12 protein-coding genes are annotated in these 24,581 nt (G+C 54.7%); 3 read left to right on the top strand and 9 right to left on the bottom strand.

The genetic code is table 11. The features are described from left to right. Window positions 1-3: 3 nt before the first annotated feature. Both BMW84_RS21830 and BMW84_RS21825 read right to left on the bottom strand, forming a co-directional pair. Window positions 4-1,614: a response regulator gene (locus BMW84_RS21830; protein ID WP_091072058.1), complete on the bottom strand. Its 1,611-nt coding sequence runs from the start codon at window positions 1,612-1,614 to the stop codon at window positions 4-6. Further along, window positions 1,592-3,349 carry a sensor histidine kinase gene (locus BMW84_RS21825; RefSeq protein ID WP_175498988.1) on the bottom strand — a complete coding sequence of 586 codons (1,758 nt, stop codon included), beginning with the start codon at window positions 3,347-3,349 and terminating at the stop codon, window positions 1,592-1,594. Before BMW84_RS21825 ends, BMW84_RS21830 begins: the two co-directional genes overlap by 23 nt. A 119-nt stretch (window positions 3,350-3,468) precedes the next feature. Here BMW84_RS21825 and BMW84_RS21820 point away from each other — a divergent pair, with 119 nt between their 5' ends. Continuing rightward, window positions 3,469-5,049: an extracellular solute-binding protein gene (locus tag BMW84_RS21820; protein ID WP_175498986.1), complete on the top strand. Its 1,581-nt coding sequence runs from the start codon at window positions 3,469-3,471 to the stop codon at window positions 5,047-5,049. Between the two features lie 73 nt (window positions 5,050-5,122). Here the strand turns inward: BMW84_RS21820 and BMW84_RS21815 are convergent, their stop codons facing one another. Further along, a complete protein-coding gene (locus tag BMW84_RS21815) occupies window positions 5,123-5,875 on the bottom strand; it encodes a beta-glucanase (RefSeq protein ID WP_302848110.1) in 753 nt (250 codons plus the stop codon). 114 nt (window positions 5,876-5,989) lie between these two features. Next, window positions 5,990-6,670 carry a beta-glucanase gene (locus BMW84_RS21810; RefSeq protein ID WP_302848111.1) on the bottom strand — a complete coding sequence of 227 codons (681 nt, stop codon included), beginning with the start codon at window positions 6,668-6,670 and terminating at the stop codon, window positions 5,990-5,992. 247 nt (window positions 6,671-6,917) lie between these two features. Here BMW84_RS21810 and BMW84_RS21805 point away from each other — a divergent pair, with 247 nt between their 5' ends. Then, window positions 6,918-7,406: a ferritin-like domain-containing protein gene (locus BMW84_RS21805; protein ID WP_091072049.1), complete on the top strand. Its 489-nt coding sequence runs from the start codon at window positions 6,918-6,920 to the stop codon at window positions 7,404-7,406. Between the two features lie 106 nt (window positions 7,407-7,512). Here the strand turns inward: BMW84_RS21805 and BMW84_RS21800 are convergent, their stop codons facing one another. The 5 genes from BMW84_RS21800 to BMW84_RS21780 form a co-directional block, all read right to left on the bottom strand. Further along, a complete protein-coding gene (locus BMW84_RS21800) occupies window positions 7,513-11,250 on the bottom strand; it encodes a S8 family serine peptidase (protein WP_091072047.1) in 3,738 nt (1,245 codons plus the stop codon). Window positions 11,251-11,362: 112 nt separating this feature from the next. Then, window positions 11,363-15,688 (bottom strand): S8 family serine peptidase, encoded by a 4,326-nt coding sequence (locus BMW84_RS21795; protein ID WP_175498984.1) that lies wholly within the window; start codon window positions 15,686-15,688, stop codon window positions 11,363-11,365. A gap of 46 nt (window positions 15,689-15,734) precedes the next feature. Continuing rightward, complete coding sequence (locus BMW84_RS21790) at window positions 15,735-19,490, bottom strand: S8 family serine peptidase (RefSeq protein ID WP_175498982.1); 3,756 nt, start codon at window positions 19,488-19,490, stop codon at window positions 15,735-15,737. Between the two features lie 644 nt (window positions 19,491-20,134). Next, window positions 20,135-20,704, bottom strand: a complete 570-nt coding sequence (locus tag BMW84_RS21785; RefSeq protein ID WP_091072040.1) for a GNAT family N-acetyltransferase — start codon at window positions 20,702-20,704, stop codon at window positions 20,135-20,137. A 234-nt stretch (window positions 20,705-20,938) separates the two neighbouring features. After that, window positions 20,939-21,775 (bottom strand): helix-turn-helix transcriptional regulator, encoded by an 837-nt coding sequence (locus tag BMW84_RS21780; RefSeq protein ID WP_091072038.1) that lies wholly within the window; start codon window positions 21,773-21,775, stop codon window positions 20,939-20,941. Between the two features lie 201 nt (window positions 21,776-21,976). Here BMW84_RS21780 and BMW84_RS21775 point away from each other — a divergent pair, with 201 nt between their 5' ends. Continuing rightward, complete coding sequence (locus tag BMW84_RS21775; RefSeq protein WP_091072035.1) at window positions 21,977-24,448, top strand: beta-mannosidase; 2,472 nt, start codon at window positions 21,977-21,979, stop codon at window positions 24,446-24,448. Window positions 24,449-24,581: the final 133 nt, after the last annotated feature.

Here is a 24,581-nt window from a genome sequence, read left to right as displayed (position 1 = left end):
GCGTCAGACGGCGCCCCGGTCGCGGAACTCCTGCGGCGTCATATCGGCGTATTCCCTGAACAGCTTGATGAAGTAATGGGCGTTCGAATAGCCGAGCTCGGTGGCAATCTCATATATTTTCAGCGGCGTATGCGTCAGCAGATACGCCGCTTTTTCCATCTTCGCCTGTCCGATATAATCGCTGATGCGCCTGCCTGTCTCCAGCTTGTACATTTTGGACAGGTAGACCGGATGCATCCCGACATGATCGGCGATGGACTGGAGCGAAACGTAATGCAGATTGTCGTTGATATAGGCATGCACTTTGCGGATCAGCACAGACCGGCTGTCCCGGCGCTCCGAGTCGAAATGCTCCCGCAGGCGGACGATCAGGGTCAGCGCCCATTCCCGCAGCGCGTCCGGCGTCTGGAACGGCGGAAGCTCCAGCAGCGGATTCCCGACGATATCGCTCAGCAGCTTGTTGTTTTTGTGCGCAAAATAATAAAAGACGGACTCCAGGTGAAGCCGGGCCTCCTGGATATGCTCCAGCGAGCGGTCGGCGCTGGAGCCGAGGTCCCGGATGATAGCCTCCAGCTTCTCCTCGATGCCCTGCCAGTTGTTGGCTTCGAACATGTGGAACAGCATCGGCGGCTCATAGAGCGGCTGCAGCGCAGCGACTTCTGCGCTTCCGGCGTCATCGGCCTTCAGATAGAATCCCGTTTCGCTGCCGATGTGGTGGCGGATCGCGGAGATCGCGGTCTGATACAGCGGATAGACCTGATCGGGGAAGGCTCCCCAGCCTGTCGTGACAACCGAGAGGCCGCCGCCGATCAGCGTGCTCACATTGTTCTGGAGCTGGTAGGCCGCCTGGGCCACCTGCTCGCCCCAGATTTCGGCGCCTTCCTCCTGCTCCTCGCGGGGCTGAAGGAGCAGGACCAGATAATCGTGCACATCCTTGCAGGACCAGATGTAGAACCGGTCCTGAAACAGCTCGTTCGCGATATTCAGAATGGCGTATTCAAACAGCAGCATGCTGTTCATGTCGCGTCCGCGGAAGAACTCCTCCAGCCGGGCCACCGCCAGGCAGACCGGGAGGTCCGGGCGCAGCGGCAGATCAAACTGGGACAACCGCTCCTGAAGCTGCGGCGGGGAGAGCTTGCGGCCCTGCAGCAGCTCGCCGAGCAGCCGGTCCCGGAGCAGCGGCAGATGCTCGCGGAAGGTCTGCATCGTGCGCTGATAGGAGGTCCATGTCTCCCATTCCTCGCGCAGCTCCTGTTGAATTCTGCTGATGACTAGGGTCAGCTGATCGTTGGCGATCGGCTTCAGCAGGTAGTCGCTCGCCTGCTCATGGATCGCTTTGCGGGCGTATTCGAATTCCGCATAGCCGGTCAGCATGACTACCCGGGTTCGCTTCCAGCGGCGGCGGATGATCGTAATCAGCTCGAGGCCGGACATTTCCGGCATATTGATGTCGGCGACGACAATGTCGATCGGATAGCGCTGGAGCAGCTCCAGCGCCTCGTAACCGGAATAGGCTTTGTGAACCTGTTCAAAGCCCAGCTCCCGCCAGGGAACGGACAGGCACAGGTCGTCCACCACATAAGGTTCATCGTCAACCAGAAGGATTTGATGCATCTAGGACCTCTTTCTTCTCCATTCGGAGCGTTATTTGCAGACCGCCGGAAGGCGAAGGGGCAATGACCAGACCGGACGATTCGCCGAAAAAGTGCTTAAGCCGCTGCTGCACATTCCAAAGGCCGCAGCCGCCGGGGGTTTCATCATCCTCGCGCACCGGATCGTTCAGCCTGGCGTACAGCTGCTCGATGGCTTCCGCGGTCATGCCGGCTCCGTTGTCCTCGACGGTCACGGCGGCGAAATCCCCGGTCCGGACGGCGGAAATCCGGATGAAGCATTGGCCGATTTTTTTCTCGATGCCGTGAATGATACTGTTCTCCACCAGCGGCTGAATCAGCAGCCGGGGGATCTGCAGGCCGAGCAAGCAGTCATCGATCTCCATTTCGTAGCGAATCCGCTGCTTGCGCAGGTTCTGGATGGCCAGATAGTTCTCCAGCAGCTTCAGCTCTTCGCCCAGCGTGGTCAGGGAGTGATCGACCCGGGTGATGTATCGGTAATATTCGCCCAGATTCAGCGCCATTGCCTCCACCGCCTCCGTATCGCCGACCACGGCCTTGCTCTTGATGAAATGAAGGCAGTTATACAGGAAATGCGGGTTGATCTGGGACTGGAGCTGCTTGAGATGGGCGTCCTTTACCCGGATCTGCTCCATATACACCTGCTCGATCAGCGATTGGATCGTTTCGGCCATCTCATTGAACTCCTCGTTGAGCATGGAGAATTCGGCATTGGTCTTCGTATGAATCCGCGTCGACCAGCGCCCCTCCTTCATCCGGTTCAGGGAACGCAGCAGCAGGCTGACCGGCCGTTGGACCTGGCGGTACAGCAGCAGCGAGAAGAGCAGGCTCATCGCGAGCAGGATGGCCGAGGCCGTGAAGAAGGACGTCCGGGTGCTGCGGATGGGCTTCAGAATCTCCTCCATCGGCGAATAGTGAACGACCTGCCAGTCCAGGGTCGAAGACGGCACGGAGCTGACGAGAAAACGGCCCTCCTTCAGCCTGACGATTTGGGTCGACTCTCCGTTGCCGGGAGCCGGAAGCCTGCCCACGATCCGCTCGGCTAAGTCCTTGTCCGCGCCGTGCCCTTGAATGATGCCGAAGGATGGATGGTATAGCAGCGTATCTCCGCTGTTCTGCGACTGGTAGGTTTCGAACATCCGCTCCAGATTGGACACGGGAACATACATGACCATCAGCAGCCGGGCTTGTTCCGGCGTATTCCGGCTCTCTGCCGGGTCCGACAGCAGCAGCCGGAAAGCGGCGTCTCGGCCTCCCTCCGGTTTCGGCTCATACTTCCAGCCTGCCGGCAGCGCACCGGATAGAATGGAAGCGTCGAAGGAGAGCGAAGAATCCGAGCCGAGCGTCTCGCCGGTATGCGGCTTGTAGAGTACGATGCGGTTCTCCCAGGTGCTTGCGCCGGTCTGCAGCGACAGCTTCTCCAGTACGGTCATGATCGTCTGGCTGGGGTCGATCAGATGCTCCAGCTGCCGGATCTGCACGTAATCGCGGATCGTTGGGTCCCGCTGCAGGGCGTACATGCTTCCGGCCAGCTGATTGATGCCGGTATCCAGCTGCTGGGTCAGGAACTCCAGGTGGTTCAGGTCGGTGGTTTCGATCTGGCTTGTGATCACGCCGACATCCTTGCGGTAAGACACGCCGTAGAAGAAGAGCGTTACCGATATTAGCGAAAGCAGAATCGCGACCATTTTGACAAACAGATTTGCCCGCCGGGCCATAAGATCATCCTTTTCAAAAGGCTGTGCCATATTTACAAAAACATATCATAAACCACGCACAAACCGTTATGATACAATCGGTACGAATCGACCAGAACGACGCGGAGGCGAAGGTTCTCATGAGAATAAGTTTATCCCTGCTCACGCTGCTGCTGTTGTCGGGATGTATGTTCCGCAGCGGCCATTCCGGCGGCACGGAGCCCCTTACGACAAAAGACGAGCCGGCGGTCTTCAATATGCAGGAGGGAAAATACGATCCTCCTGCCGAGCTTACGACGGTAGGCTCCATAAATCCCAATTTGACGTTTAAGGACGGCGAAAGCCTGGAACACAACGTCCATACGGTCTGGGCCGATGAGCGGCTTGGCATCAAGCTCCGCTATCTCTGGACCATCTCCGGCACCACCGAAACCTATGCCAACAAGCTGCGCTTCGAATTAGCCAAAGGGAATATGCCGGATGTGGTGACGCTCCGGGACGCCAACGTCATCCAGGAGCTGATCGATTCCGGACAATTCCGCGAGGTCGGCAGTCTCTTTGATCAATACGCTTCTCCGGTTTGGAAAAAGGCGGTCGCGGAGGACCCCTCGGCCTGGGATGCCTATGTCCGGGACGGCGGCGAATACGCCATTCCGATTATGGACTATGAATATAACTCCGATCCGATTCTCTGGATCCGGCAGGACTGGCTGGACAAGCTTCATCTGCAGGCTCCCCGGACGCTGGACGAACTCGAGCAGGTCATGGATGCTTTCGTTAACCGGGATCCAGACGGGAACGGACAAAAGGATACGTACGGCCTGGCCGTCAGCTTCCGCAACGGGCCCAATACCTGGATGGGCGACAGCAGCTGGATCTTCGGCGCGTTCGGAACCGTTCCGGAGCAGTGGAATCGCGGGCCCGGCGGAGAACTGAAATACGGCTCGACGCAGCCCGGGGCCCGCAAGGCCGTTGCCCTGATGAAGCGCTGGGTGGAACGGGGCTACCTCTCTGCGGACAGCGCCTGGCTCGACGAGGAGGGCGCCGGCAATCTCTTTGTCTCGGGTAAAGCCGGCATCATTGCCGGGCCGTACTGGATGCGGGGCTGGCCGCTTTCCGCTCTGAGCGCCAAAGATCCGCAGGCGCAAATTCAGCCGGCTCCGATCCCCTCCGGTGCGGACGGCACGGTCATGCGCAGAGGCTCTTTACCCGTCAACGGCGCGATTCTCATCAACAAGAAGATGGAGCATCCGGAGATTTTTTTCCGATACCAAAATTATTTATTTGATTATTACGCTACGGCAACCGGCGAGTTCAAAAACGGGCTCGCAGAGGGCTATGACTGGGTTATGCATGACGGGCAGCCGACGATCGATCCCTCCTTCCTGCCTATGGGCGGCGTCCGGGTCGCCTCCTATACGCTAACGTTCGACGGGGCAAGAATTCCCTCCAACGTGATTAAGGAAATTCCCGAGGACGTTGCGCCGATCCTGTTATCCCAGAAAGCCGCCTCCTATAAGGAACAGTTCACCGGCCCTTTGACCCCCGCAATGAAGTCGGAAGGCGAGCTGTTAAAGAAGCTGGAGCAGAAGACCTTCCAGAAGATCATTTTCGAAGACGGCGATCTCCAGGAGTTCGATAACTTCGTCAAGAAGTGGCTCCTATACGGAGGAGCGGATGAGACCCGGGAGGTTAACGCCTGGGACCGCGCGCGGCAATAACCTATACAGGTACAAGAAACCGCCTTGGATCAAGGCGGTTTCTTGTCGCGGGAGGCATCCGCCATCCCCGCGGTTATTCAGGAATAAACCGGATCTTATCATAGTAAGCATACAGCGGGGCCTGGCCGTCATACGGTCCGAGCCAATCGTCGACGCCGGTGCCGTTCCACAGATTCATCATGATTCTTCCGGGAACGGAAGGAATGTTCTCCTCGGCGGTATACACAGGCTGATCATCCACATACCAGGTGATGGAATCCTTTTTCCATTCGAATGCATATGCATGGACTTCCTTCGCGGCATCGAAACCGAGATCGTATACATGCTCATGTCCGCCGACGCCGCCCTTGAAGTAGTTAAACTGGACCTTGGTGGTATCCTTGCCCAGAAACTCAATATCGATCTCATCCCATGGCTCGCCTTCGGAAGGACCGGTATACGTAAAGAACGAAGAGACGATGCCGGGATGGGCCGCCGGCTTCATTTGAACCTCATACCGGCCGTAGCCGTATTTGGAAGTCGTGCGGTATTCGGAGCCGTCGTATTGTCCGGCGGAAGGGCTGGTTAACGAGAGCCGGAGAAATCCGTCATCCGTAAAAGCGATATTGTCCGCGCGCCAGGTGCAGTTGAACATGCTGCCATTGGAATACCCGTCCGTCTTGCTCCATAGCGCCTCCTGAAATTTAGTAAAATCATCCTGGATCGAACCCTCCTTGAGCGGAGCCGTTCCCTTGGGCGAGTCTTGGGCAATCGTTATTCCGATCCATGCCGCGACCGAAAGCACGACGGCTGCCCCAGCCGCGATCATCCATTTGCTGTGCTTCAATTCCGCTCCTCCTGTGCAGTTTCTTGCTATAAGCGTACAAAATGCAGGGAGGGTTCGCCATACCAATGTGTCAAGCCGAATAACAAATTATGAAGATGGCAGATGCCGGGGCTTTTAATTGCCCGTATATTTGAGCCAGTCATAGTAGGCATAGAGCGGATTCGCCCCGTTGTAGGAGCCCAGCCAGGAATCGACGCCGGTACCGTTCCACAGGTTCATCATGATTTTGCCGGGGTTGGACGGAATGTTGCTGGTTGCCGTATGCTTCAGAACGCCGTCCACATACCATTTGATGGAGCCCTTCTGCCAGTCGAAGGCATACGTGTGGTAGCCGTTCGCGGCGTCAAAGCCGAGATCGACGATCTTTTCATGGCCGCCTACGCCATTGGTGTAGTAATTGAACTGGACCTTGGTGGTGTCTTTGCCCAGGAACTCGATATCGATTTCATCCCATGGCGTTCCGTCGCTGGGGCCGGTATACGTGAAAAAGGAAGAGACGATGCCCGGATTCTTCGCCGGCTTCATGTTCACCTCGTATTTGCCGTAGCCGTACTTATACACCGAGCGCATCTCCGCGCCGTCGAACTTGTTGTAGCTGGAGCTGGTCAAAGCCAGGCGCATTTGGCCGCTGCCGGTGAACGTGACGTTGGCTGCGCGCCAGGTACAGTTGAACATGCCGCCGTTCGAGTACCCGTCCGCCTTCTGCCAGGTGGCCGAGTTGAAATAAGTGAGTGGCTCATCGAAGACGGTGGCGGCGGATGCCGACGGGGCGAGGGCCAGCAGCAGTGCGGACATCAGCAGCGTGGTGCGGATCAGAAGTTTTTTTACCTTGTACATATCAGACATTCCTCCCAGAATGAAAGCGTTTTAAATACAAGTTAATCATATTCACTCCTCCCGCTCCCAACCATACCAAGATCTCAAGCAGGATAACAAAAAACCAAGATGGTTCCGCGATTTCCGGTGTCCCGCATAATCACACACTGGGCTAATGTGAATATAACTGAGGATATAAATACTTACATTTCTGGAGGGTATACGCATGTATATGGTTTATCCGTATTGGCCTCGGGCGCCATTCGCCCCCGTCTGGGCTACTTCGACTCAAGAGGCACTTGAATTAATGAAAAATGCCGTGCAAGGTGAACGAAACGATGAACTTTTTTATAATCAACTCATTCCACTCGCTCCGAACCAGGAACAAGTCGACGTCATTACCTCTATTCGGAACGATGAACGGGGACATAATCAAATGTTTCGCCAAATGTATAAGGAAATCACAGGGCATGAAGTGACGGGAGTCAGCAATGAAGCGCCGGAGAATGTGAATTCTTATGTTGAAGGGCTGCAAAAAGCCTTTCAAGGCGAATTGGCCGCGGTCGAAAAATACCGAAAAATATGGTTCGGTCTGCCGCACGGCATTTACAAGGATACCTTGTATGGCGTTATTCTCGATGAACAAAAACATGCGGCTAAATACGATAACCTGCTGCTGCAAAACTTAGCTGCCCCAATACATGTTCCCAAATGATCTGAGTCTCCTTAGGAATTTTGAGCGTAAAAAGAAGCACGCCATTCCGTCTTTGCGGACTGAGAATGGCGCGCTTCTTTTGCATTAGCCTGTTCAAGCAAAGCTATCAATCTATTGCTAATTGATCGCTGATGACCTGGAATACGTCGAAGGACATATAGGTGCCCGACGATTTGGGGTTTTTGACGCCTAAGTTGACAATCTTGACCGTATGCTGCGTATCGCTCAAGCCCTTCAATTCGAATATGCGCGATTGATATTGATAGGAAGAGCTGTACATATCGACATGGTTTGGCGTCGCAAGCTTGCCGTCAATGTATATATCCACCTTGCCCCGGTCCGGTCCCTTGGTGCCCACGACGTATAACTGGGATCCGCGGAAGGCTAACTCAACTGTACTGGACGCCTGATTCGAATACATTGCGCTTCTTCCGCTGTTTCGAGGCGAGAAATTCATCTGCCACAAACCTTTGAATGTCACGTGCGCATTCGTATCTTCATACAGTGTCGTCGTCGTCTGATTGGCTTCGTCCTTCGTCGCCTTCGTTACGATCAGCGAATCGATCACAATCGGCAATTGCCCAATCGCAATAAAGTCTGTGACGTTGATGATCCGAAGGGTGTGCTTGCCGTTTGGCAGTTCGCCCGTATCAAATACCGGCAGCTGATAGGTATCTTTTAATAGACTATCCCCATTTAAATCGATGACCTTCTCTGTTTCGGGCTTGTCATCGATCGTCACGGCGATTAGCGGATGGATGCCTATCATTTTTCCGGAAACCAATACTGCCCGCGTGCCGGTAAAGGATAGCACCGCCTCATCACCCGTTTGGAAGGATGCCATGGCATAGCCATTCGAAAATACCGTATTGGGCTGTTTTTTCCACGAGCCTTTGAATGAGAAGTCCGGATTGTTCTCCTCAAGCTTTACCGTGTAGGCTTCGGCCTGATCGGCAACGGTTAACCCATCGACGTTAATGGTTGTTCCTGTCGAATACATCTCCTGGCTGCCCGTCCACTTTATGGTCAGCGTATGCGCCCCCTTCGGTACGGCTTGCTTGAACAGGGTCTGTCTCAATTGTCTCCATTTGTTGTAAAGGGATGGCGAAGCAACCTTGACACCATCAATATACACATCGGCGATACCCTGATCAGGCCCTTTATAGCCCGTCCAGCTAACCTCGCTCCCGGTGAACGTGAAGCTGACGCTGCCTTCGGCATTCAATTTCTTGGCTGTCCCGCTCGAATAGCCGGTATCGGAGCTTGTTTTCCAGTCGCCGCTGAATGTGAGGGCCTGATCGTCATCTTCGTAGACACCAACCCCATGTGTCACTGCTTCCTCTTGGGAAGTACTCAGCTCGTAGGTTCCGCTTCCGCCAAAAGCATGAACGTTGACATAGTAATAACCCGTCTCCGGCACATGATAATTAAGGGACTCTGCCGAACTGCCTTCCGACTCCGAATATGCCGCCATGCCACTGCTGGATTGAATGGTTTGTGTGGAAGGGCCGTACAAATATAGATCGAAATCGGTATCCGCGCTTCCCGATAGCGACAACGACAGCGTGTCGCCGGCGAGCAGATGAACGAAGTAAACATCGTCCGGATTCGCCGCTTCATCCAATGTACCCAAGGCCGAATTCGCAGCCGGAAGCGGTTTGCCCGGAAGCTCGTCATCGGTCAATGCGCCGAACGCGTCAAGCATTTTGCCGTTTGACGTCATGTTCGCAAGCGAAGCAAGCGGCTTGCCGCTAAGCTTCAGGCGGGCCCGGACAGATTCTGCACTCTGCGAAGGATCTTGGCTGAACAGAAGCGCGGCAAGACCCGCCGCGTACGGAGCAGCCATCGACGTTCCCGTGTTCTTGCCGTAGTCATTCACCGGAACCTCCAGATTGATGAGGGTAATCGCCGGATCGTTGGTTTCGACGTCGCTGAATACCCCCTTATCCGTCAGGTTGTACTCTATCCCTTCATAGATCGTGCCGGCGATGCCTGACGCAAAACTCCAGCTCTCGTAATCGGGCTCTTCGAACCGAACGAAGTCTAAATGCAGCGTATCGCGCATAAACGGCGTATCAGCCAGTCGAAACAGTGAGCCAGGACCCGTCAGCAGCAAGCTTCCGCCGCCGTTCAAGTAGGCGGTAACGTTCTCTTCATCCTTTGGCATGAACGATGAATTGCCAAATCCCGTGAACCAGATCACGGCATCATAACCGCTTAACGTCTCAAGCGATGGTCCCTCGGCCGCCGCCAGTACCGTCTCTACATCATACGTGTACCCGGCTTTATCCAGCAGCCCGGTGTAGATCTCAAGCTCATCCGGGTAGCTGATATCATTCATATCGTCCTGCACTAGCAGAACGGAGGGCTTATCCCCGCCGCCGGAAACGCCAAGAAACTGCATGGCGCTGTCGAAGGCCGCTTGCCGCTGCTCCGCTACAGGCATCGACTCGAAGCCAAATACGTTATAGACCGCCTTAAATGTTCCATTATCGATTTGCGCGCCAAGACCGATATTCCGGGAAGGCTCCGTGCTGAGTACAGCGATGCCCGGTGCCGCCAGATCGATGCTCTTGGATCCGTAGTTGCTGAAGTAAGAGTAAAGTCCATCAGGACCCACCGAACCTACAGTAACCATATTGCCGGTGCCGAAGGATCCCGGATAGACCGGAGTAACGTCAAGGTTTCTTGGCGCCTTGAGCGAGAAATCCTCTTTGGGCTCATTGCCTGCCGCAACAGTGAAGAGCATCGGCGAGGCCTCGATTGCATCCTTCAGCGCCTTACTGTACGTATCCGTCGTCCAGCTCAGGTTCGCGACTCGGGCTCCGGCACGCTCGGCATATTGAATCGCGCGGATAATGTCCGATGCATAACCCGAACCATCAGGTCCAAGCACCTTCAGCGGCAGGATCTTCACATTTGGAGCGACGCCAGAAATCCCGATGCCGTTATTTGCCGAAGCAGCGATGATGCCTGCCACCTCGGTGCCGTGAAAGTCGCCTTGGCTGGCATCGAAGACCGTTCCGTCTCCGTTATAGAAGTCCCAGCCGTTCACATCATCCACAAATCCGTCTCCGTCATCGTCGATGCCGTTATTCGGAATTTCGCCGGCGTTTCGCCAGATATTGGACTGCAGGTCAGGATGGGCAGTGTCTATGCCCGTATCCAGAACCGCAACGGTGACATCGCCGCTTCCTTGGCTGATATCCCATGCGTTCAACGCATTGATATCAAAGCCTGGAAGGCCTTTGATCGGACCGTCAATGATTTGTCCAACATTCCGAAGCCCCCATTGCTCGGGGAACATAGGATCGCTTGGCACTGAGGCCATATGAACCTTAACATCCGGTTCCGCATATAGAACGTTCGGATCGCTTTCCAGCTGCGAGATCACTCCGTCCACATCGGCAGATGCCAGTTGCAGCACCGCAAGATCCGAGCCGGGAAGCGTCCATGCTTCGGAGACTGCTTCAGACCCGATCCGATTATTCGAGAAATCGGCGCCCTCCTTGTACTTAACAAGGACCCGGCTCCCTTCCGCCTGGGACGCCGCCCCTGCTTGTTTCCCTAGACTGGCCAGAAACTTATCCTGTTCAGTCACGGGGAGCGACAGCTGCGTCTGCGGCTCTTGAGGGGCTTCTTCAAGGTCAGCTGGTTGATTCAATGTATTCGATGCGGCCGCTGGCCATTGGCTTTTACGCTCCTTGTCCGGTGCTTTTTGCGTTGCGGGCTGCGTATCGTCCGCCATTTGTGCATAGGCCGCAACGTCCGGAACCGTCAGGCCCAACGCTACCGACAAAGAAAGCGTCACGACAAGAGCTTGTTTTCGTACTTTTCTTTTCAAGGTTTTGGGCTCCTTCTGTCACAGGTAGTGTTCTGCCGCGCAAATGCCGGGGAGAGGCCAGGGAAGCCGGCAACCGGCTTCCTCCAACCCGAATTCCCTCGGGCACAACGGCTTATTGAATTAGACCGGCAGCTTGAAGTAAGCTGTGGAGCACTTTCGCCACGGCTTCGCGGCTTGTCTCTCCTTGCGGATCGAATGCGATGCCGCCTTGCGATTGATACCCTTCCATCAGTCCAAGATCGCTCACCGTCTGTACGCTTTCTTCGGCGTAAGCGCTAATTTGCGGCATATCCGTGTAAGGCTTATGCGTTCCGGCAGGCTTGAGCAGCTTGAGCAGTTCCGCTGCTCTGGCGAGCATTACCGTCAAGTCCTGACGGCTGATCGGAGCGTTCGGATGGAAGCTGCCGTCTGCGCCGCCAGTCACGAGACCGGCTGCGTATGCGGCCGCCACATCCTGAGCGAACCAGTCCTTCGCAGTCACATCGCTAAATGGAGCAGATGCCGCCGCTTTCTGCAGACCCAGCCCACGAACAAGCATCGATGCGAATTGAGCACGCGTAACATCCGCCTTCGGCTCGAACTTGCCTGCCGACGTGCCATTCAGCAGGAACGCATTGGCCAGTGTCTGAATATGATCCTTAGCCCAGGAATTTCCGATATCGCTAAACGCCACCTGGCGTTTGGCCACTGCATACGTCGAGAATCCAGGACGGTCGATCGTAACGATTGTTCCGCCGCTGGCTGCTTGGAATGTCGCAGCTACCGGGCTGACTTTGCCGTCTTCTTCATACAACACCCCTGCCGACGCAGGATTCACTGCTTGCGCAATCAGGAAGGAGCGTTTGAACGATTGCTCCGGTTTGAAGTCAACCGGCGTCGTCTTGCCGTTCAGGACGATATCCGCCTCGAACGTGTAAGCTTCGCCCAGGATGTCGGCTTCCGGATATGCAGCCTGGAATCCAGACTTCGCGTTTGCGTTCTTCTCAACGTGAATATTCAATGCCGCACCCTCCGACAAGCCCGCCAGTACGGACAGCGGGAAGGCAACGGATGAAGCCTCGTTCCACGTAAAGACTATTGAACTGTTGGCAGGCGCTTGGCGCAGCAGATTGACTTGCGCCGGCGTCAGCTGCAGCTGTGCTCCTGTCGAATCTTTATCGGCCGTGCTCATGGTAATGGCAACCGGGGATTGCTTCGCGTTGTCGATCGCCTTCTTCAGTCCCTCGTTCGTCACGCTTGCGATCAATTCTTGTCCCTCGAGCTTCATGGAGACCTCAGCGGCCTCTTTGGATTGCCCTTGCTCAAATACCGTTGGGGTAATGCCTCCGTTCGATTGCGGTGTATCGTTTCCAGTGTTACCACCCGAACCGCCGCCTCCTGGACTACCGCCACCAGGACTGCCACCACCCGGACTACCGCCACCCGGATTGCCTCCGCCCGGATTACCGCCACCCGGATTTCCATTGCCCGGATCGCCTCCACCCGGGTTCTCATTGCCCGGATCGCCTCCGCCCGGATTTTCGCCGCCCGGGTTACCGATGCTTCCACTGCTAAATTTCACACTTGTGTAGGCAACCTGTGCATGATCGAAGTCGGCCTCTCCGGTCGCTTTATCGACATGCAGCGCCATAATGGCGAGCTCGTAAAAACCGTCCAGCTTGCCTATCAAAAAATTCCCCTCATCGTCCACTCTCTCATCCGTGCCAATACAGCTGCCGTCGATTTGCTCGAATTTGAGCGGGCCTGGCGCGATGGTCGTCAACTCCTCGTCATACATGGTCGATACAATGCATGCGTCGGATTCTGGCGAGAAAGCAACCAGCAGAATTTGCTGGATGTCCTTAGCGTTTAAATTCGCCGTAACGTCGATGGGATGGTCCGGAGCGGCCACCACGTCTGTCGAGCGAATGTCCGTCACGCCCCATTCCGTCGGATCTGAATCTTCGCCGACATGAATGACGAACGGCAGATGAAGCGTAGGCACGCCTGCGCTTTCCAGCACGACTTCGCCTTCATAGACGCCGGCTTTCGCATCCGGATTCGCTTCGGCTATCAGCGTAAAGTCAGCTTTACCGTTAGGCGATACTGTTACCGTGTCACCTGCGCCCAAGCCGCTTAAGGTCATATCGATCTTGGATACATCCGGCGTCGGCACGGAACGGATCGGATCCGGGTCCGATGTGACCTGCAGGTGCATGGATACGTGAGCCGAATATGTCAGCGCATTGCCGGACATGTTCTCCAGCTCCAGCGGCTTCGAGACAGCCGGAGACCCGGCATCAACCAAACCGAAGCTTACGCTGCCCGCTTCGCTTGGCATCGTCGTCGCATTCATCAAGTTGTCGTAAATGGTGATGTTATCCATCGCTTTCAAGAGAGCCGGTGTCTCGATGGCCTTAGCCACGTTAACCCGCCCCGAACCTTGGGAATAGACGTCGTACAGCGTTCCCGACGGATCGTAAATGCTTTCCGACGTATTATCAAGTGCGGCGCGGATATCGAGCGGCCCCCAGTCCGGATGCGCCTCCTTCACGAGCAGCGCCAGCCCCGCTACGTGAGGCGTGGCCATGCTCGTACCCGATTCACGCATATATGCTTCGCTATAGTTCGCATTGGAGTTAAATTTTCCATACTCCGGCCAGGTCGAATAGATGTTGACACCCGGAGCGACGAGATCCGGCTTAATACTGAAGTTACCGTCCGAGTTAGGGCCCCGCGAGCTGAAGTCGCCCATCTGATCGCCCTCATTCTCGGTAGAGTTGAAAGCCTCGAACGTGAAGCTGAGCGTTTTACCCGAAGTGCTGGTCAACTCACGCGCAATCGACCGGCCTTCCACGCCCGTCATATCGAACGTCGGAATGTTGTCGGCACCCGGCCCGCCATCGAGTCCGATCAGGCCGTTACGGCCAGGCTGGTCTTCCGTCAAGTCCGGAACTGTCACGCCGCCTACCTTTTTGGAGTTGCCGTTGAACATGATGACGGCAAGTGCGCCGTGCTTCTTCGCAAAGGCCACTTTATCGGTGAATGCGATGTCGCCGCGGGAGATAAACGCGATTTTCCCCGTTACATTCACATTCTTGTAGTCGGAGTCTTTGCCAAGGCCAACGTAAACTGCATTGATCGGATCCGTTCCAAACAGCGCCGCGAAGTCCTCCTGACCCGTCTTCCACTGGGCCAGCTTCAGCGGCTTCGCTTCGGAAGGGGCAGCGCCAGAGATCTGATGGGATACATTTGCGCTATAGATCGGAATTGTACTCGGGCTTGTAGCAGCCCCGACAGAGAAAGCAAGCTGCGCAGCCGAAGGCGTGCCCATCGAGTAGTAATAAGGCCCCTGCGTTGCTGCGTTGCCATTCGCGACGACTACGGTGACACCGTGGAGAACCGCGTTGTTGACCGCAATGGAGTCCGGCGAATTCGGATTCTTGTTCTCGTCTGCGCCAAGCGACATGTTAATGACGTCAACGCCGGCTTTAACCGCCCGCTCTATACCGTCAATGATCGTCGCCGAGGAGCCGGATACCTTACCATCTGACGTTCTGCCAAGCACTTTGTAGACATACAGGTCCGCGTCGTATGCAACACCCTTTTGCACTTGCGATGCCGCACCGTTGCGGGCACGACCCGCGATCGTTCCTGAAACGTGAGTGCCGTGCTGCGTACCTTCGAAGCCGATGCCGAGCTCATCCTCCATCGGCGTGAGCGGAGGCTCCTCGTAAGGATCATCATCCTGATAGAAGGAATCGTAGCCGCCTGCAATAGTCAAGTCAGGGTGGTAATAATCAACGCCTGTATCGAGAACCGCAACCTTCATGCCTGCTCCTGTATAGCCCATGGCCCATGCTTCGTCAACGCCGATTTGCTTGAGCGGAGCGTCGTCGTATACCGGATCAGCCATAACCGCCGCACCTCCGTCAGCAGCAAGGGGATAGTACGTCAGATTTTCGCTAATGCTGACTACGCCCGGAAGACTGGCCAATGTCGGGATTTTATCTGCAGGCACCGTAACCTCCATCCCGTTCAAAACCGTATTGAACTTACGGTTCACCTTAACCGACACGCCCTTTGCTTTCGAGGCGCTGACGAAAGCAGCCTGCTGCTGTTGGATCCCTTGCGTCACCGTCTGTGCAGAGAACGCTTGTCTGCGCAGCTTAGCGCCATATTGACTGACCACCACCGGCTCTTTGCTGAACTGCACGATGACGTTGACGCTGCCGGCAGATTTCGTGTTCAGCCCTGGCGAAATGGAAGGCTCCTGTTCCGCATCGGCTTTCGATGCTTTCTCGAATGCTTCCTTCAACTGCTTGTAATCGATTTTGGGCAGCCCGCTCGTCACATTCGCGGCTTCGCTATCGGCAGCCAGGACGCTGGCGGGCACGTTAAACAGCAACATCATGGCGGCTGCGAACACGGCCGACTTTTTCATGAGTACGTTTTTCAAGTTTCTGTTCCCCATTTCCGCATGAATAATAAGAAGTGCTAAATGCCTACTTGATGACGTAGAAAGCGTCGATCGAGATCACATGACCCGAAGATAATACGTTTTTCTCTCCTGTATTCACAACTTGTACTTCATGGCTTCCGTAAGGCAGGACAGCAGATTCGAAGACTGGAACTTTGTAGCTGTATTGCTCGCTGTACATATCGATTGGCTGCTCGTTCGCCTTCACGCCGTCGATATAAATATCAACCATGCCCCGGGTCGGTCCGGTCTGGGACAAAAGCGTGACCTTGGTACCCAGGAAGGTGAACTTCACGGCATTGCCGGTCAAATCGGAGTACTTCGCGCTGCCGCCGGAATTTTTACTCGATATTTGGGTCGTCCAGACACCGGTAAATTTCACAAACGGATTCATGTCCTGATAGATTTTCAGGCTTGCGCCGTCCGCCGGTTTCGTCACGACAATGGCGTCGACGTTCGTGCTGTATCCTCCGGACTTCTCGTTCTTCGCATGCACATTGATGATCCGAAGCAAGTGCGGGCCGTAAGACAGCTCGCCCGTGTCAAAGACCGGAACCTGATAATGGGTAGCCTCGCTGTAAAGATCAATCGTCTGCGCCGTTTCGGGCTGATCGTCGATCATGATGGTCACTTTCCCGCTCTTAGGCGATGTTGCAGCCTGCAGTACCGCGTTTGTTCCCGTGAATGAAAATTCCGCATAAGCGCCCGCGTTTTCCGTCACCATCGCATGACCGCCCGAATAGTTAACGTTCGACTGCCATGCCCATATACCGTTAAAAAGGAAGGCAGCATCCGACTCTTCCTTGACGGAGGTAAAGGCGCCTGCGCCATCGCCGACGTTGAACGAATCAACATTGATCGCGTGCACCGTCCGCTTCGCCGCCGGATCGGACTTTCCTGTCCACTTCACTTCAATCGTGTGGTATCCATATTGCAGAGACTGCTTGAAGACCGATTGCTGGGCTTGCGGCGTCTTGCTGTATAGAGAAGGCGATGCCGCCTTGACTCCATCCAGATACACGTCTGCGATGCCCATCGAGTCATCCTTCAAGGCCGTCCATTCGATCTGGCTGCCGGTGAACGCAAGCTTCACGCTGCCCGCGGCGTCGATGGTCTTGACCGTCCCGCCGGAATAGCCTTCGTCCTCTTTTTCCGCCCATGGACCGGTAAAAGCCAGCGAAGCACTGGTATCCTCATACATGCCTTGCATGTTGCTCGGATCTGTGTTCATCGTGAGCGTATAGCTGTCCGAACTGCCGATGAAGAAAACACCCACGTAATAGTAGCCGGACTTATCAGCTTGATAGGTAAGCGTTGCCGGCGAACTGCCCGCCATGGACGATCCGAGCGACTTGTCTTGCGCGTCCCAATCGCTGAGCGATTTCAGATCGGGATTATAGAGCACCATCATGAATTTGCCCCCGTTGTCTCCCGTTAGCGAAAGGTTCAGCTTGTCGCCGGCGTTCAGATGGACGTAGAACACATCCTGCATATCGCCGCTGATTTGATCGAGCGAATCCGTCTGAACGGCCTGCAGCGGCTTGCCGGGAACATCATCGTCGCTAACCGCGCGGAACGCATCGACCATCCTGCCGTTGTTCATGTAATCATGTCTGTCTTCGTCATACAACGATTCGAGATGCTTGCCGGAAAGAATGACGCGCTCCTTGAGCGACTTGGCATCAAGCGTTGGGGACTGGCTCAGAATGAGCGCGGCAACGCCGGACGCATACGCTGGCGCAAGATACGTTCCGAAATCATAATCGTAATCAGGCATAGGAACCGTCAGATTCATTCGGGCGACAGACTCGTCGTTGGACGTATAATCGGCAAAGGTGATCGCCGAAATATCGTACAGATCGCCATCATAGACCGTGCCCGGTTGACCTTCCGCATGACTCCATCTGCTGATGTCGCCCGTCCCGCGATAAAAATCGTAACGGACAAAGTCCAGGTGAAGCACGTTCTTCACGAAATCACTGGATTCGATGTTGGTCAGTGCACCGGGTCCCGTCAGCAGCAGGCGGCCGCCGCCGTTTAAGTATTCCGTCAGATTGTTCTGGTCCAGGCTCCGCAGAACCGTTGTCGGCCGTCCATCCAGCGAGGAGCCAAAAGCGTATCCGGTGAACCAAATAACGATATCGTATGCGCTCATCTCCTCCAGAGACGGTCCGTCCGTACCAGGCTGAACCTTGGCGATATCATAATTGGCGCCCGCAGCGTTCAGAAGGCCTTTGTACTCACCCAGAACGCTGTAATCGCTCTGTTCAGAAATTTCCTCATCGTCTACCAGCAGGATGGAGGAAGGACTTTCGTCCGATTTGCCCAGGTATTCCAGCGCTTTGTTGAACCCTCCCATGTGGTTGTTGATCGACGACGCATCGCCGGTCCACATGCCTTCATAGCCCATTTCGTTGTAAATCACCTTATACGTGCCGTTATCGATCTCCGCACCAACGCCCGGATTCCGAGTCGGAATCGTAGTCATGATCTTGGAGCTGGGCGCCGAGATATCAACGTTTTTTATTCCGTAGGTATTGTAGAATTGCCCATCCATGCCGAGGCCTGCAACCGACAATATGTTGTCGCTGTCATACGCAGCCGGATATTCAGGAAATTCATCCTTATTGATATTCACGTAATCCTCCCCGGCGCTCGCGACAAACAGCATATCGGAAGCGTCAATTGCGTCCTTCAAAGCATTGCTGTACGATTCCGTCGACCAGCTGATGTTGGCAATCTTCGCACCCATCCGCTCCGCATAATCGATCGCGCGCAGAGCGTCCGACACATAGCCGCCGTCGGCACCCATGATCTTGAGCGGCATATACCGGATACCCGGCGCGACGCCGGAAATGCCGGTGAAATTATTATCCTTTGCGGCGAGAATGCCGGCGGTCTGCGTACCATAAAAATCATCGTCGTAAATGCTGTACGGCTCGCTGTTATTTCCATAAAAATTCCAGCCGGTGAAGTCATCGATAAAACCATTGCCATCATCATCGATTAAATTACCGGGAATTTCATTCGGATTCCGCCATACGTTAGCAGCCAAATCCGGATGATTGATGTCTATGCCCGTATCCAAAATGGCAACAATCGTGTCTTGCGAACCTTTGGTGATGCTCCAGGCCTCAGGTGCGTCGATATCGACATCATAATTACCATAGGAGCCATCAATGCTTTGTCCCTCATAATGCAGCCCCCATTGAGACGAAAAATATTCGTCATCCGGATAGGTTGGAATGGCTGCCGCAGACACAGTCGCTCCCAATTCTGCCTTTGGCGAAACGGAATCCACTTTAGGCTGTCCGGCCTCGAAGGCAGTCCCGGCATCAGGTACAGAGCCTTGTCCGGTGGATGAGACTCCTTCCTGTTTAGGAGGGGCTGAAGCATGCTTCAGGATCTTCACATCCGGCTCTGCATAAAGCACGTCAGGATTTGAGTTCAAGTTCGCGAGCACTGCATTCGCGTCTGCCCCCGGAGCCAATTCAAGCACCCCCATATGCAGCCGGGACAACGATTCCGAATATACTGCTGAAGTTACCGCCTGTAAGCGGGCGTAATCGGCACTAGGCTTATATTTCACGATGATCCGCTGTCCGGCAGGCAGCTTGCCCGGCTTTTCGGTAGCCATAAAGCTGTTCTGCAGTAGAGGCGCTTCGTCAACCGGAGCCACGTTTGGTTCCGCCTCCGCAAGCAAAGCGGAAGGAAACAGGCCTAAAGCCAAGGAAGCGGAAAGCATCATCGCGAAAGAACGTTTCGCTACTTTTCTTTTCAAGTGTTTCGCTCCTTCTGTCATGCCGTCATGACTGAATTGTCAATGAAAGAAGTGCTGCCGTTGCCGGCTCTCAAGGGTGTAAGGTCGTTGATGAAAGGTCATAAGGTCGTAGATGAAAGGTCGCGGATGAAAGGTTTCGAGATTGAGGTTTGCGAGTAGATTGCGGAAGATTTGACAACATAGATTACTAGATTTGATGAGCCCGTACGAATAAAACTGGAAAAAAGTTAGAATAACCACCTCTCTTCAATTTTTATGTAACTGGCATCCCATTACCGGCTCTCCTCTCCCCCAGGATTCGAATGAGGCCGAAGATTAAAACCGAAATTAAATGTCATGTTTTCTGACATTTTTATTCGAATTTCTGAAAATATTATATATTCAGTCAATTTGTCACGTCAATTGTTTTATTTTTTAAGTATTTTTTTAATTTATGGTATATATTAAAACTAATTATGTTATTAAATGTAACTAATACTTGCCAATACGCAGGTCTATCAGAACGTTTCAAAGACAAATAAAAACGGACTCTCCACTGAGGGACAGCCCGGCTCGGTTAAACTTTGCGAATGTCAAACACAAAGTTGCATATTCATTCAGCTATCATCGCAGATGATCGCTGATGATAGAATTCATTTTCACGATCAACTCATATAATCTTCTCTTAAAATACCATACATCTCTATATCGACAATCCCTTTACCTGACCATAATGTCGCTTGTCTTAGCATTCCTTCTTTCGTGAAGCCGTTTTTCAATAGTACCTTTTTGGAATTCTCATTCCGAGGCATCACTTCTGCTTGAATTCGGTTTACGTTGACATTCACAAACAAGAAGTGGAGCAACATTCTCAGAGCCTCGGCAGCAATTCCTTTTCCCCAATGCGATTCCGCCAAAAAATAACCAATTGTCACCATATCAACTTTTGAGTTGAAATCCATGGCTTCAATAATTCCAAGCAGACGTTCGGCTTCATGATTCGCGAATATCCCCCACTTCACCCGCGACCTTTTATTATAATCCCTTTCGAAATGCCCGATCATGTTTCTCACGGTATCTTTATTGTGCTTAGGTATGATGCCGCAGTATTCAAATACCCTGTCATTGTCATAGATCTCAAAAACTTCGTCTACATGGCGATCTTCAATCTTTTTCAATACGAGTTCATCTGACCTCAGGATAGGAAAATGCTCAAAAACCGCTTCTACGTTCATTTCGTCATCTCTCCATGATTCTAGTTTGGATAGTATGGTCGCAATACTTCGTCGTTTGAAAAGGACATTCAAAGCCTCTCTATTGTATTCCTCAAGAGGAGATAACTCTTCCTGTTTCTTGCTGGAAGTATAAAGAGAAATTGCTATTTTTCTTTATTTCGAAATCGCAGAGACTACGTTCGCCAATACCTCTCAACGATGGGATCAAAAAAAGTCGAATGGAGGTTCCGACGCTCAGACGGAGCGGGTCTTGCCGGGGGAGACGCCGTACTGCTTCTTGAAAAGATGATAGAAGTGGCTCAGGTTATCGAAGCCCGATTCATAGGCAACTTCAATAATGCCCAAATTTGTCGTCAGCAGCAGGTTGCGGGCGTGGGTGAGACGCAGCCGGTTCAGGTATGCGGTCGGCGTCATCTGCAAAACCTCTTTGAACACGCGGTTCAAGTGACCGGCGCTCCGCCCCGACAACTCGACCAGCCGGCCAGGACCGCAGGTGAAATTCTCTTTCTTCTGCAGCTCCAGCAGCAGATGATCGAGCCACGACGGCATCGCTTTCTGATCCTCGTCCCTGTGGGCTACGAAAAAGAGCGTCAGCGCATCGACCAGCCAGCTCCTCGCCGTCGACCGTGCCTTTGCCTTGTCGATCGACTCATACAACCCGATCTGGCTGCCCTTACGCATCAAGGCGTCCATGTCGGGCGGCGCCAGCCGGAGGACAGGCGGCAGCTTCGCCCGTTTCATCCGCGACGCAAAGCCGGGACTGCCTGCGAACTCAAAAGCGTACTCTACCGCTTCCGGATAGAAGTTGACGTTTAAGAACCGGCAGTCGGTATCGCCGCAGAAGTCATAGCCATGCGTATCGCCGGGACGGATGAATACCATCTCGCGTTCTTCAAGCATCTGCGTCTCGCCGTTTATCAGATGCGCACATCGACCGGTAAGGATAATGAAGATCTCATAAAAATCGTGTCCGTGCAGCGGATAAGCGTGATTGATCGATTCTACAATATGGTAGTTGGATTGCGTCTGCGCGTCGATCAGCGTTGCAGCGCGCAGCATAGCCGCCTTCAATCGGTACTCCCCTCCTGTTCCTTCACTCGGGATATTCTCGAAACTGATGTTAATATAGCACAACAATCTGCGTTTGCAATACAAGACATGATAAGGATCGAATGCTACGATTTAGCTGTTCCCGGCCATTATCGTTAATCTCTATCCAGTACAGTATACGGGATTAGCACAACTCTCGAGCGGGAATGAGGAGGTAATAAAATGCAACTACTGACCCTGAACGGTGCTTGGCGAATGAAGCGAACCGACGAGCACGAATGGATCGATGCCGTCGTGCCCGGCTCCGTCTTCCATGATCTGCTCCGGGCGGGCAAGATGGAGGATCCGTTCTATCGCGACAACGAGATGGCCACTCTGGAGCTGACGAAGTTCGATTACGAATACGAGCGGAGCTTCGAGGCAGCCCCGGCGCTGCTCGCGCGTGACAACGTCTTGCTCCGCTGCGAAGGGCTGGATACGCTGTGCGAGGTATCGATTAACGGCCAGCTCGTGCTGAGTGCCGACAACATGCACCGCACCTATGAGACGGACGTCAAGGACGTGCTTCGGGCCGGACCGAACGACATTCACGTAGTCATCCGGTCGGCGACGAAGTTCGTCCTTGAGAAGGACAAGGAATATCATCTGTCGAGCTGCGCCGACGCAGTGCCCGGCATCTCCCACCTGCGTAAGGCGCACAGCATGTTCGGCTGGGATTGGGGTCCGAAGCTGCCGGATTCGGGAATCTGGCGCGATATCTCGATCCGCGGCTACGACCTGGGCCGGATCGACGACTTATTCGTATCGCAGCATCACGAGAACGGCGCCGTCCGGCTCGATGTCCGCACCGGCGTGGAACAGTGGTCGCCGAATGCCGAGCTGACCGTGCATGCCGCGCTGGAGACGCCCGACGGTACCTTACTGGAGGGCGAAGCGGCCGCAAGCGCCGAAGGCAAGGCGCTTAGCTTCATTATCGCAGAGCCGCAGCTATGGTGGCCGCGTAACTACGGGAAGCAGCCGCTCTATACACTCCGGGTCGGCCTGCACAGCGATGCAGGCGACGTTGATGAGCGGACGCTCCGGCTCGGCCTGCGGACGCTTGGAGTTCGGCAGGAGAAGGATGCGTGGGGCGAGACGTTCGAATTCGTCGTCAACGGACAGAGCGTCTTCGCCATGGGCGCCAACTACATTCCGGAGGACAATGTCTTCGGCCGGCTGAGCCCCGAACGGACGGAACGGCTGCTAAGAAGTTGCGTGGAAGCGAATTTTAACTGCATCCGCATCTGGGGAGGCGGCTATTACCCCGAAGATCATTTCTACGATCTGTGCGACCAGCTCGGGCTGATCGTCTGGCAGGACCATATGTACGCGTGCGGCACCTACGACTTCAACGACGCCTTCAAAGAGAGCATCCGGCTGGAGACGATGGACAACGTGAAGCGCATTCGCCATCATGCTTCCCTCGGTATTTGGAGCGGCAACAACGAGCTGGAATACGCATGGGCGGAATGGGGCTGGACGGAGCGGTACGGCGAGAAGCAGCGCGACGATTATTTGCACCAGTTCGAGCAGTTCCTGCCGGAGCTGAACGCGTCGCTCGATCCGAACACGTTCTACTGGAGGTCGTCGCCGTCCTCGTACGGCGGCATCAACGAACCGAACCTGGACAGCGTCGGCGATATGCACTACTGGGACGTCTGGCACGGCCGGAAGCCGATTACTGAATACCGGACGCTGTTTCCGCGGTTCATGTCCGAATTCGGGCTTCAGTCGTTCCCTTCGCTTAAGACGGTGGAGACCTTTACGCTGCCAGAGGACCGCAACATCTTCTCCTACGTGATGGAAGCGCACCAGAAGAACGGCACCGGCAACGAGAAGATTCTTTACTACATCAGCGAATATTTCAAATATCCGAAAGACTTCGAGTCTCTGCTGTACGTCTCCCAGCTCATTCAGGCTGAAGGAATGCGCGTCGGCGTCGAACACTGGCGGCGGAACCGTGGCCGGTGCATGGGCGCAATCTATTGGCAGCTCAACGATATCTGGCCCGGTGCGTCCTGGGCGAGCCTCGACTATTTCGGCCGCTGGAAGGCGACGCAGCATGTTGCGAAACGCTTCTTCGCCCCTGTGCTGGTCTCAGCTTGCGAGGAAGGGACCAACGTGTCGCTTCATGTGACGAACGATACCCTCGAGCGCTTCGACGGAATGCTGCGCTGGCGTCTGCTCGACCATCGCTCCGAGACGCTCCTATCTGGCGAGACAGCGGTAACGGCTGACGCACTCTCCGCCCATGAAGCGATCACGCTTGCGCTCGGCGCCGAATTGGATACGCCGGCGAAACTGCGCCAGCGTTACCTGGAGTTCGCGTTGACGGCTGACGACCAGGAGATAAGCGGGGGGACGGCGCTGTTCGTCAAGTCAAAACACTTCGAATACCTCGACCCGTGCATCGCCGCCGAAGTTACCGAAGAGGAGGATCGCTATGTCGTGCAGTTGCGCTCTTCAGCGTTCGCCAAGTTCGTCTCGCTCGATCTGAGCGATGCGGACGCGTCGTGGAGCGATAACATCTTCGACCTGTCGGCGTCCGGCACGAAGCAGGTTATCGTGCTTAAGAGCAGCCTGTCGTCGCCGCTTACGCTGGCACAATTCCGCGAACAGCTCGTCGTCCGCAGCTTGTTTGACACGTACGCCTGATGTCCTTTTTCAAGATGGCAGTGCCCTCTTCTCTCTTCTTATCCTAAGGCCAGTCTTGAAATCTTCACGGCAAGTCAAGCAAAACGGCCTCCGTCCCATAGAATTCAGGACGAAGGCCGCTTATCATCAGATA

The sequence above is a fragment of the Paenibacillus sp. NFR01 genome, from assembly GCF_900111565.1.
GTDB lineage: Bacteria > Bacillota > Bacilli > Paenibacillales > Paenibacillaceae > Paenibacillus_AQ.
The sequence above is the reverse complement of the archived record's forward strand: the minus strand, read 5'-3'. Positions and strand labels throughout refer to the sequence as shown.

Excerpts from the sequence above, each read along its gene's own strand:
- BMW84_RS21830 (WP_091072058.1), bottom strand. The coding sequence starts at position 1,614 with ATGCATCAAATCCTTCTGGTTGACGATGAACCTTATGTGGTGGACGAC.
- BMW84_RS21825 (WP_175498988.1), bottom strand. The coding sequence starts at position 3,349 with ATGGCCCGGCGGGCAAATCTGTTTGTCAAAATGGTCGCGATTCTGCTT.
- BMW84_RS21820 (WP_175498986.1), top strand. The coding sequence starts at position 3,469 with ATGAGAATAAGTTTATCCCTGCTCACGCTGCTGCTGTTGTCGGGATGT.
- BMW84_RS21810 (WP_302848111.1), bottom strand. The coding sequence starts at position 6,670 with ATGTCCGCACTGCTGCTGGCCCTCGCCCCGTCGGCATCCGCCGCCACC.
- BMW84_RS21805 (WP_091072049.1), top strand. The coding sequence starts at position 6,918 with ATGTATATGGTTTATCCGTATTGGCCTCGGGCGCCATTCGCCCCCGTC.
- BMW84_RS21785 (WP_091072040.1), bottom strand. The coding sequence starts at position 20,704 with ATGAACGTAGAAGCGGTTTTTGAGCATTTTCCTATCCTGAGGTCAGAT.
- BMW84_RS21775 (WP_091072035.1), top strand. The coding sequence starts at position 21,977 with ATGCAACTACTGACCCTGAACGGTGCTTGGCGAATGAAGCGAACCGAC.